8 protein-coding genes are annotated in these 9,970 nt (G+C 39.1%); 7 read left to right on the top strand and 1 reads right to left on the bottom strand.

Annotated elements, in window-relative coordinates:
• Window positions 1-315 precede the first annotated feature (315 nt).
• The 5 genes from ACNI3T_RS06185 (at window position 316) to pncA (ending at window position 6,838) form a co-directional block, all read left to right on the top strand.
• Entirely contained in the window at window positions 316-1,521 is a 1,206-nt protein-coding gene (locus tag ACNI3T_RS06185; RefSeq protein ID WP_418227083.1) for a porin, read from the top strand.
• 70 nt (window positions 1,522-1,591) lie between these two features.
• Window positions 1,592-3,835 carry an inorganic phosphate transporter gene (locus tag ACNI3T_RS06180; RefSeq protein ID WP_418227082.1) on the top strand — a complete coding sequence of 748 codons (2,244 nt, stop codon included), beginning with the start codon at window positions 1,592-1,594 and terminating at the stop codon, window positions 3,833-3,835.
• Between the two features lie 351 nt (window positions 3,836-4,186).
• Window positions 4,187-4,681: a hypothetical protein gene (locus ACNI3T_RS06175; protein WP_322301691.1), complete on the top strand. Its 495-nt coding sequence runs from the start codon at window positions 4,187-4,189 to the stop codon at window positions 4,679-4,681.
• A 136-nt stretch (window positions 4,682-4,817) separates the two neighbouring features.
• On the top strand, window positions 4,818-6,227 hold the full coding sequence (locus ACNI3T_RS06170) for a nicotinate phosphoribosyltransferase (protein WP_418227081.1): 1,410 nt from the start codon (window positions 4,818-4,820) through the stop codon (window positions 6,225-6,227).
• Window positions 6,227-6,838, top strand: coding sequence for a bifunctional nicotinamidase/pyrazinamidase (pncA, locus tag ACNI3T_RS06165; protein WP_418227080.1), 612 nt, complete (start codon window positions 6,227-6,229; stop codon window positions 6,836-6,838). Before ACNI3T_RS06170 ends, pncA begins: the two co-directional genes overlap by 1 nt.
• Here the strand turns inward: pncA and ACNI3T_RS06160 are convergent.
• Window positions 6,835-7,611: a THC0290_0291 family protein gene (locus tag ACNI3T_RS06160; protein ID WP_418227079.1), complete on the bottom strand. Its 777-nt coding sequence runs from the start codon at window positions 7,609-7,611 to the stop codon at window positions 6,835-6,837. The two genes, pncA and ACNI3T_RS06160, sit on opposite strands and share 4 nt — an antisense overlap.
• 201 nt (window positions 7,612-7,812) lie before the next feature.
• Between ACNI3T_RS06160 and gdhA the strand changes: the two genes are divergently transcribed.
• Window positions 7,813-9,156: an NADP-specific glutamate dehydrogenase gene (gene gdhA / locus ACNI3T_RS06155; RefSeq protein WP_418227078.1), complete on the top strand. Its 1,344-nt coding sequence runs from the start codon at window positions 7,813-7,815 to the stop codon at window positions 9,154-9,156.
• Window positions 9,157-9,231: 75 nt separating this feature from the next.
• Entirely contained in the window at window positions 9,232-9,951 is a 720-nt protein-coding gene (gene recO, locus ACNI3T_RS06150; protein WP_418227077.1) for a DNA repair protein RecO, read from the top strand.
• Window positions 9,952-9,970 lie beyond the last annotated feature (19 nt).

The raw sequence follows: 9,970 nt of genomic DNA, 5'->3' as shown, positions 1-9,970 counted from the left end.
GAGCAACAAAGCCATTCGTTTTTCGAGTGGCTTTCTTGTTTTTAGTACTTTCCTCTCTAATCCTATTTTTAAACTTAATTTAATATAAGGGTGACCTTAAGGAGACATCGCTGTACTTTCTTTGTGTGTACAAAAGCACACGAAAATCGTATAAGTTTTTGTCGACTCTACATAATAGTGTGCGAGGCTGTCCTGTAAAAACAGGGCAGCCTTTTTTTGTTAACTTAGATCAACCTCAGGTTTAACTCTTGGGAAACATTCAGTTAACATAAAGTCTGTTTCTTTGTCGGCGACAAAAACTTATAATACGATTTAATGAAGACTAGATTCAGCACACTCGTTTTGTGCCTGTTCGTCGCACTGGGACTTGAAGCTCAGGAAATAAGTGACACAAAATTTGGAATAGGCTTGCTTAATTTCACCGCGAAGGATAGTTCCTTTAGCGTAAAATTCGCACCAAGGTTTCAGTTTAGATCGCTTACTACCTGGAATCACGATGGGGAAGAGTACCTGGATCCAGAGCAAAATTTCCTGATTAGAAGAGCAAGACTAAAATTTGATGGATTCGCTCTTACCCCAAAACTGGTTTATAAGATCGAACTTGGCCTTTCAAATAATGATATTTCCGGAGCAAATGATTTTACATCTAATTCTCCACGATATATTCTTGACGCAGTTCTTAAATGGCATTTCCATGATAACTTCGAATTATGGGCGGGGCAGACCAAACTTCCTGGAAATGTAGAAAGGGTTGTTTCTTCAGCCAGTTTACAGCTTATAGACCGATCCATTGTGAACAGCAGGTTTAATCTTGATAGAGATATCGGACTTCAGCTACATCATAAATTCAAGCTAGGAGAAAAATTCGTGATCAAAGAGAAGCTGGCATTCTCACAGGGAGAAGGACGAAATATTACCAGCGGTAGCCAGGGAGGAATGGAATACACAGGGAGACTTGAGCTTCTGCCTTTTGGAGAATTTCTCGAAAAAGGAGACTATTTCCAGGCAGATCTTGAACGGGAGCCATCACCTAAACTAATGCTAGGAGCAGTTTACGATATTAATAATGATGCAGTAAGAACACGAAGTAACCTGGGAAGTTTTATGTTGCTAGAGGATGGGACACTTTACGAAACCGATATCCAAACGTTTTTCCTGGATGCAGTTTTCAAATACCGCGGACTTTCTGTTATGGCAGAATATGCATATCGCGATGCAGAAGATCCAATTGCCAGAATTCAGGGAGAAAATCAGGCAGCTGAGTACAGGGTGCTGGAAGGGCAGGGAATAAACTTTCAAACTGCGTACCTTTTCAAAAGTAATTATGAAATTGCAGCAAGGTATTCAAGAAACGACTATTCCGATATTATCGAAGTGGATGACGTAGAACAATACACTCTGGGAGGATCAAAATATATTGTAGGACATAAACTTAAAGTACAGGCAGATATAAATTATTCGAAGAAGGCTGGAATAGAGGATTTTATCTCATTTAGAACAGGCTTCGAATTTCACTTTTAAAATTAACAATTAGGTAACAGTAAATCCACGATTTGGTTGGATACTTGCACCGCTTTTTAAACACAATAAAATGGAAAATATTTACTTGTTGATGCTGGTTGCATTAGTGGTTCTTGCCATTGCCGATTTGGTGGTTGGAGTTAGTAATGATGCCGTAAACTTCCTGAACTCTGCGATTGGTTCCAAAGCGATCTCATTCAAAACGATCATGATCGTGGCCAGTGTAGGTATCTTTATTGGAGCTGTTTTTTCCAGCGGTATGATGGAGGTAGCCAGAAAAGGTATTTTTATGCCTGGTCAGTTCTATTTTGATGAGATCATGATCATATTCATGGCTGTGATGATCACAGACATTCTCCTGCTGGATTTTTTCAACACGCTGGGAATGCCAACTTCAACAACAGTTTCCATTGTATTCGAATTACTTGGAGCAGCAGTAGTAATGGCACTTATCAAGATTGGAGCTTCAGATACTCAAACGCTGGCAGATCTTTCCAACTATATCAATACAGATAAAGCTACCGAAATTATATCTGGTATATTCCTATCTGTAGTGATCGCATTTACCATAGGAGCGCTGGTACAGTGGTTGTCCCGTTTGGTCTTCACCTTCGAATACGAGAAGAAGATCAAGAATTTTGGTTCTATTTTCGGAGGAATCTGTCTTGCAGCCATCAGTTATTTCATCATTTTCAAAGGGATGAAAGGAACCCCTTACTACGATAGTTTTAAGGATGTTCTTTCTACACAGGTTTATACTGTGATCGCAGTTAGTTTCCTTTTCTGGACACTTTTCAGCTATTTGTTCATGAAGATCTTTAAGAAAAGTATCCTCATCTTCGTGATTGCAGTAGGGACTTTTGGTCTGGCACTGGCATTCTCAGGGAATGACCTGGTTAACTTTATTGGAGTTCCAATGGCAGCTTACCACTCCTATGAAGCCTGGGCAGCATCTGGCCAGATCTCTACAGAATTCTCTATGGAAGTGTTACGTGATAAAGTACCGGCAGAACCAATATTACTATTTATCTCTGGAGCTATTATGGTACTTACACTCTGGTTTTCTAAGAAAGCAAAGAGTGTGGCCGAAACTGAAATTGGTCTTTCGAGACAGGGACATGGAACTGAAAAGTTCGATCCAAATATGCTTTCCCGTGCACTTGTAACAGGAACTACAAAGCTTGCCGACACTTTTAGAGTTGTGATTCCAGGCGGAATGCGTAGAAAGATTGGTCGTAGCTTCAGCAAACCCGACGATATACTTATTGGGGATAAAGCAGAAGAACAACCTGCTTTTGATATGATTCGCGCTGCAATTAACCTTACCGTTGCCGGAGTATTGATCTCTATCGCTACTTCTTATAAATTGCCATTATCTACTACTTACGTAACTTTTATGGTAGCTATGGGAACTTCCCTGGCAGATAAAGCCTGGGGTAGAGAAAGTGCGGTATATCGCGTTGCAGGAGTTTTGAAAGTAATTGGAGGTTGGTTCTTCACTGCATTTAGCGCATTCTCTGCGGCAGGAATTTTAACTTATATTATTTTCCTCGGAAAAGGACCTGCAATTGCTATTCTACTGCTGGCAGCCATAGGTTTACTTGTTAGAAACTATATTTCACATAAGAACAAAGAAACCGCTAAAGCCGATAAATCTGGCTTGAAGAAATCTGAAAGTAAGACCGTTCAGGGGATCATCCTTGAAAGTGCTGATAATATTTCTAATGTGGTAAGCAGATCCAACAAGATCTTCTCTGATACCTTTGCCGGATTATCCAAACAGGATAAGAAGAAGCTAAAGAAGAGTAAGAAGGGTGTGGAGAAACTTGAGTCTGAGATAGAAGATCTAAGAGACCAGATTTTCTTTTTTATTAAAAGTCTGGATGAAACAAGTGTACGTGGAAGTAGTTTTTATATTTCAATTCTTGGGCATCTTACAGATATTGCTCAATCACTAGAGTATATTTCCAAGAAAAGTTACAAGCATGTGAATAATAATCACAAACCGCTACGATATAATCAGCTTTTAGATCTTAAAGAGATCGATGATATTTTAAGCGAATTGCTAACAGAGATCGAAGTGATCTTTAATAACAGGGAGTTCCAGGATATAAGTGGAGTCGTTGCTAAAAAAGATGTAGTGCTGCAGAGGATTTCTGAAAAGATCGAAAAACAAGTGTCAAGAACAAGAACTGAAGAATCCAGTCCTAAAAATACCACCTTGTACTTCAATTTATTATTGGAAACTAAAGATCTAATGAAAGCGATCATGAGTCTTATGGAAGAATACAATTCCAGTTACAAAAAGGTATAAGCCTGTCGTTTTACCATTAAAAAGCCACATTTCTAAATGTGGCTTTTTTTGTCTCAAATCTTTTATTTATAGCGTTAAACGTTATAAAAAGCTGATTTATAGTTGAGTACCTGTGTTTGCTGGTTTTCAGTGCGTAAGCTTGCTAAAGATGGTGAAATTATAGAGTTATGGAAAACCGTACAAAGTTTCGCTGTTCACCGATTAATTGCGGTGTTTAGACGGACTCTAAAAGCATTTATTCACAAACTTAAGTTAGTAAAGCACATTCATTCGGTACAGCTGTTATAATTTTCTAATTTCACCAAACCCCAAACTACTTCGGCTTCAGCTTGCTGTAATCGAATCACAAATATGAAAATTTTAAAGGATGTGTTCCTTGAACACGTCGTAACCCCAACATTTTTAAAATTTAAGACTTCCAGAGTATTTTACCTTTCAATCATCACGATGATGCTGATTTTATTTTCAAGCTGTAACCCCGCTGCGCTTGTAAATCCTGAAAGCTATAGTGACAAATGGGAAAATACCTATGTCTGGTTCTCACCATCAGATCTAAGTACAATTTATGTTTCCGGAAATGGAGATCCTGAAACAGCTTTGCCAGTTCCTAATGATTCAGACTACCTAATAGAATGGAGTAAAAAAGGTGAAGTTTATGAACTTAAGATCACCTCCTATTACCAGGATATTGATTTTGCCTGGTTCGATGGGTACGACGCCGAGGATAATTCCGAAGAAATTCCGTGGATACAGGAAGGAAATACGCTGGAACTGGTAAGTGAAAAACTATTACCTTCTGAAAATGGCAGGTACCGCATTTCCCTTTCAGACGATTTAAAAGATTAAACTACACCAGAACAATCTAAAGCAGAACTTATTTCCTGAGATTAATTTCTCTGTTGATAAACCTGTATTTTAAATTTGGTAAATTTGTGAATTCCGATCTTTCGAATAGCAAATAGATCGAACTCAAGAATTTACTATGAATAAATTTACCGCCACTTATACAGACCAGTACCAGTTGTCCATGGCTCAGGTCTATTTCAAAAAAGGACAGAAGGAGCAGCAGGCTGTTTTCGATTATTATTTTAGAAAACTCCCGTTTAAAAGTGGTTATGCAATCTTTTCCGGACTTGAGGATCTTCTGGAAATCTTGAAGAAGCTTCGTTTTTCTGAAGATGATCTGGAATTCCTAAAGGAACAGGGTTTTGAAAAGGATTTTCTTGAATACTTAAAGGATTTCCAATTCAAAGGAAAGATCTATTCAGTAAAAGAAGGTGATATTGTATTTCCGACCCGGCCGATCTTACAGGTAGAAGCAAGTATTATTGAAGCACAGATTATCGAAACCATTCTTCTCAATTTGCTGAACTTTCAAACACTTATCGCTACCAAAGCAAGCCGTATGCGCTTAGTGGCGGGAGATGCTACATTGCTCGACTTTGGATTGAGACGTGCTCAGGCTAGCGGTGGGTATTTTGCTACTCGCGCTGCCATCATTGGAGGTTTTAATGGTACAAGTAACGTAGTCGCCGGAAAAGATTTTGATATTCCTGTTTCCGGAACGATGGCGCATTCTTTCGTGCAAAGCTATGATGATGAATTGACGGCTTTCAGGGACTTTGCTGAAGGTCGTCCTGAAAATTGTGTACTTCTTGTAGACACTTATAATACTTTAAAAAGTGGTATTCCTAACGCGACAAAGGTCGCAATGGAGATGGAAGAGCGTGGTCAAAAATTACTGGCAGTCAGGCTCGATAGTGGAGATCTAAGTTATTTTGCCAAGGAAAGCAGGAAAATGCTCGATGCAGCGGGCCTTGATTATGTGAAAATAGCAGCTTCGAATCAGTTGGACGAGCATGTGATCAAAAGTTTATTAGAGCAACAGGCTCCCATTGATATCTTCGGAGTGGGAACGAACCTGGTGACCGGCGATCCTGATGGTGCCCTGGATGGGGTTTATAAACTGGCATTTTCCGCAGGTAAACCAAGAATAAAAATTTCAGAAAGTATTATTAAGATCACCCTTCCACATAAAAAACAGGTTTTCAGAATAAAGGATGAGAATGGGAAGTGTATTGGAGCAGATGCAATTGGCCTGTACCATGAAGATAATATTCAGGAAATGCATCATCCATTCGAGCCTTACAAATCCATGAATCTTAAGTATTACAAACAAGAAGCTTTACTAGAACTGGTCATGGATAAAGGAAAGGTGTTACAGAAAAAAAGAAGTCTTAGTGAAATTTCAGAATATAGTATCGCGAGACTTTCAGAATTGCCTATAGAATACAAACGATTTAATAATCCGCATATCTATAAGATCGGGATTAGCGAATTGCTGAAAGAGGAACGGGATCAATTGATCAAAATGCAGAAAAATAAGATATAATGAAAACGCTAGTTCTCATAGATATTCAAAATGATTTTATGCCGGGCGGTGCACTTGCTGTAGAGAATGGTGATGAAATAGTTCCATTGGTAAACGATCTTCAGCAAAAATTTGATCTGGTAATTGCTACCCAGGACTGGCATGCTAGCGGGCATTCCAGCTTTGCCTCAGCTCATGAAAATGCGAAGGTTTTTGATCTTATAAAATTAAATGGACTTGATCAGGTTCTATGGCCGGATCACTGCGTTCAAAATACCAGTGGCGCTGAATTCCATCCAGAGCTTGATACCAATCGTATCGAAACCATTTTTAGAAAGGGAACAGATCTGGCAATCGATAGCTATAGTGGATTTTACGATAATGCTCATTTGAAGTCTACGGGACTCTCAGGTTATCTGAAGGATAAAGGTGTTAAGAATGTTTATTTCGCCGGTTTGGCCGGGGATTATTGCGTAGCCTATTCAGTTCTGGATAGTATCGCGGAAGGTTTTACAACGACACTTATCGAAGATGCAACCAGGGCAATAGATAAAGAAGGTTTTGATAAAATGAAATTCGAAATTCTTAGAAAAGGTGGAACTGTTTTGAACTCCGCTGAACTGGAATTCTAGAAATCCAGGTAATAAATATAACCTACATTGAACCAGAGTACAAAATCGTTGAACTTGTTTTGCGGTCCCTGTACGTCCAGTCCTTCCAGTTTGTCGGTATCATAATAAGTAGCTCTGGCTTCCAGTTGCAGATCGCTGAATCTACTCAGCCTGTACCGTAGTCCTGCACTTCCAAGAATGGCAAAGGTGTTTCCTGGTTCCAGGAAGAGTCCGTCTTCAAACGTGTTAAAAAGTACTTTAGGACTATCCAATGGGCCAAGATCTGAATACGCTGTAGGCCTGTAATGCACAAAATGTACTCCAAGGGAGATATAAGGAGCGAACAAGTAGCCAAAATCCCTGGCTTTTTTTATTCCTAAAAAATGATATTCAAGAGCGGTTCCTGCTTCAATAACTTCAGTTTCTCCATGCATCGCTCGAAGTTGCTGTCCTCCCAAACTATTTTTTTCTGCCACTGGACCATAATGGTCCAGGTTAGATCTTAGATAATCGATCTCATTTCTAATTCTGAAATATTTAGTAAACCATAAGCTGGAGGGCCTGCAACTACATTCTGGTTTGAAAGCGAAATTCATATAATGTACTAGGCCAACCCCAAAACCACCATTATCCAGATTGTTTTTCACATTCCATCGCTCACCATAATCGGTAAAGAAACCGGCAGGTCCTGCAATGACTCCAACTTCGTTAGAAAAACTAAGCTGTCCCGAAGCATTTTCAGAATAGCCAAGGATAATGATTACGAACAGAAGAAATACCTTATTGAAGTTCATTGAATGCAGCTTGCAACGTTAGCAAATATAGCAAAACTACTTTAACACAATATTTATAAACGGGCCGAGAAAACAAGCTCTGAAAGTAAAAGTTAATTTTATATCAAATGACGGAATGAATCCAGTAATCCTTATAGAATATTTATATTTGCACCATAATTTGGATAAAAAATTTATAATTTAATAATAGCGCCAGTCATTATGGAAAAAAATATCAAAAATTTCCTGGAAAAGGTGTCAACCAGAAACCAGAACGAACCAGAATTTATGCAAGCGGTTCATGAGGTGGCTGAAACCGTAATTCCTTTTATTGAAAAGAATAAAAAATACCAGAACAAGATGCTTCTGGAGCGTATGGTGGAGCCGGAAAGGGTTGTGATGTTTAGAGTGCCATGGCTTGATGATAACGGGGATATTCAGGTAAATCGAGGATTTAGAATCCAGATGAACTCAGCAATTGGACCATACAAGGGTGGTTTGCGTTTCCATCCATCAGTAAACCTTAGTATTCTTAAGTTTCTTGCGTTTGAGCAGACTTTCAAAAATAGCCTTACAACACTTCCTATGGGTGGTGGTAAAGGAGGATCAGATTTTGATCCAAAAGGAAAATCTGATAATGAAGTTATGCGTTTCTGCCAGAGCTTTATGACTGAATTGCAAAGACATATTGGAGCTAATGCTGATGTACCTGCAGGTGATATTGGGGTTGGTGCTCGTGAGATTGGATTTATGTTTGGTCAGTATAAGAGAATTCAGAATGAGTTTACAGGAATTTTGACCGGGAAAGGTCTTAGCTACGGTGGATCTTTGATTAGACCTGAAGCTACAGGATACGGGAACGTATATTTCGCTCAAAATATGCTGAAAACCAAAGGAGAAAAGCTAGAGGGTAAAACCATAGTGATCTCAGGTGCTGGAAACGTTGCGCAATATGCTGCCGAAAAAGCAACTCAGCTTGGAGCTAAAGTAGTTACCATGTCAGATTCTGGTGGATTCATTTATGACAAAGATGGTATTGATGCAGATAAACTTCAGTTTATCATGGAGCTTAAGAATGAGAGACGTGGTAGAATTAGTGAATATGTAGATCAATATTCCGGAGCTGAATATCATGAAGGTAAAACTCCATGGAACATTAAGTGTGATATCGCATTACCGTGTGCAACTCAGAACGAATTGGATAAAGAAGATGCCCAGGCATTGGTCAATAATGGCTGTATGTGTGTAGGAGAGGGAGCGAACATGCCATGTACTCCTGAAGCGATCGAGGTTTTCCATAATGAAAAGATATTGTTCTCACCAGGAAAGGCTTCTAATGCCGGTGGTGTTGCAACTTCAGGTTTGGAAATGTCTCAGAACTCTATGCGTTATAACTGGACTTCGGAAGAAGTAGATAAGAAACTTCATGAGATTATGAATGATATACATGAGGCATGTGTGGAATATGGTACTACCGAAGATGGTTATGTTGACTACGTAAAAGGAGCGAACATTGCAGGATTTGTAAAAGTAGCTGATGCTATGCTAGCACAGGGTGTTGTATAGTTAAGCATTCGAAATATAAGACTAAAGCCGCTGAAAAGCGGCTTTTTTTATACATTGCTCACAAATTCTTTCAGCATGCTGGTGCATACCAAAGCGATCGTGATCAGTGCATTAAAATATGGGGAGGCAGATCTTATAGTGAAGCTTTACACGCTGTCTGATGGTCTTAGAACCTATATGCTGAAAGGAGTGCTCAAGAGTCGCCGGGGTAAATTTAAAGCTTCCATGTTCCAGGGTCTTACTCAGCTGGATATCGTATCAAATCACAAAAATACAGGGAAACTGGAGTATTTGAAAGAAGCAAAAGTGATTGCGAATTATCAAAGCCTGCACACAGATCCGGTCAAACAGGCGCTGGTCATGTTCCTGGCTGAAGTTCTCAAAAATAGTATCAGGGAAGAAGAAAACAACGAATCGCTGTTCCATTACCTTGAATATAGCCTGCAATATCTTGATGCAGCTGAAAAAGTTGCCAATTTCCATCTGTTATTCTTACTTCAACTTACCAGGTATCTTGGGTTCCAGCCTCAAAATTCTACTTCAGAAGCTGAATACTTTAATATGCTCGATGGAGTTTTTCAGGAAATACCCACGAATGACTATTGCATAGAAGGTAATACTGTAAATTTGCTGAAAAATTTATTGGGCACCGAATTTGATGCCTTATCGAGTATAAAACTGAACCAGGCTTCACGCACAGACTTCCTAAAAATGCTTCTTCTTTATTTTGAACTGCATATTGAAGGTTTTCGCAAACCGAAGTCTCTTGGAGTGTTAAATGAAATTTTTGGATAAATGCGGTCAGGACTCTTAG

The organism is Christiangramia qingdaonensis, from assembly GCF_048381525.1.
Lineage (GTDB): Bacteria > Bacteroidota > Bacteroidia > Flavobacteriales > Flavobacteriaceae > Christiangramia.
The sequence above is the reverse complement of the archived record's forward strand: the minus strand, read 5'-3'. Positions and strand labels throughout refer to the sequence as shown.

Coding starts and splice junctions, on each gene's coding strand:
- ACNI3T_RS06185 (WP_418227083.1), top strand. CDS start 316: ATGAAGACTAGATTCAGCACACTCGTTTTGTGCCTGTTCGTCGCACTG.
- ACNI3T_RS06180 (WP_418227082.1), top strand. CDS start 1,592: ATGGAAAATATTTACTTGTTGATGCTGGTTGCATTAGTGGTTCTTGCC.
- ACNI3T_RS06175 (WP_322301691.1), top strand. CDS start 4,187: ATGAAAATTTTAAAGGATGTGTTCCTTGAACACGTCGTAACCCCAACA.
- ACNI3T_RS06170 (WP_418227081.1), top strand. CDS start 4,818: ATGAATAAATTTACCGCCACTTATACAGACCAGTACCAGTTGTCCATG.
- pncA (WP_418227080.1), top strand. CDS start 6,227: ATGAAAACGCTAGTTCTCATAGATATTCAAAATGATTTTATGCCGGGC.
- ACNI3T_RS06160 (WP_418227079.1), bottom strand. CDS start 7,611: ATGAACTTCAATAAGGTATTTCTTCTGTTCGTAATCATTATCCTTGGC.
- gdhA (WP_418227078.1), top strand. CDS start 7,813: ATGGAAAAAAATATCAAAAATTTCCTGGAAAAGGTGTCAACCAGAAAC.
- recO (WP_418227077.1), top strand. CDS start 9,232: ATGCTGGTGCATACCAAAGCGATCGTGATCAGTGCATTAAAATATGGG.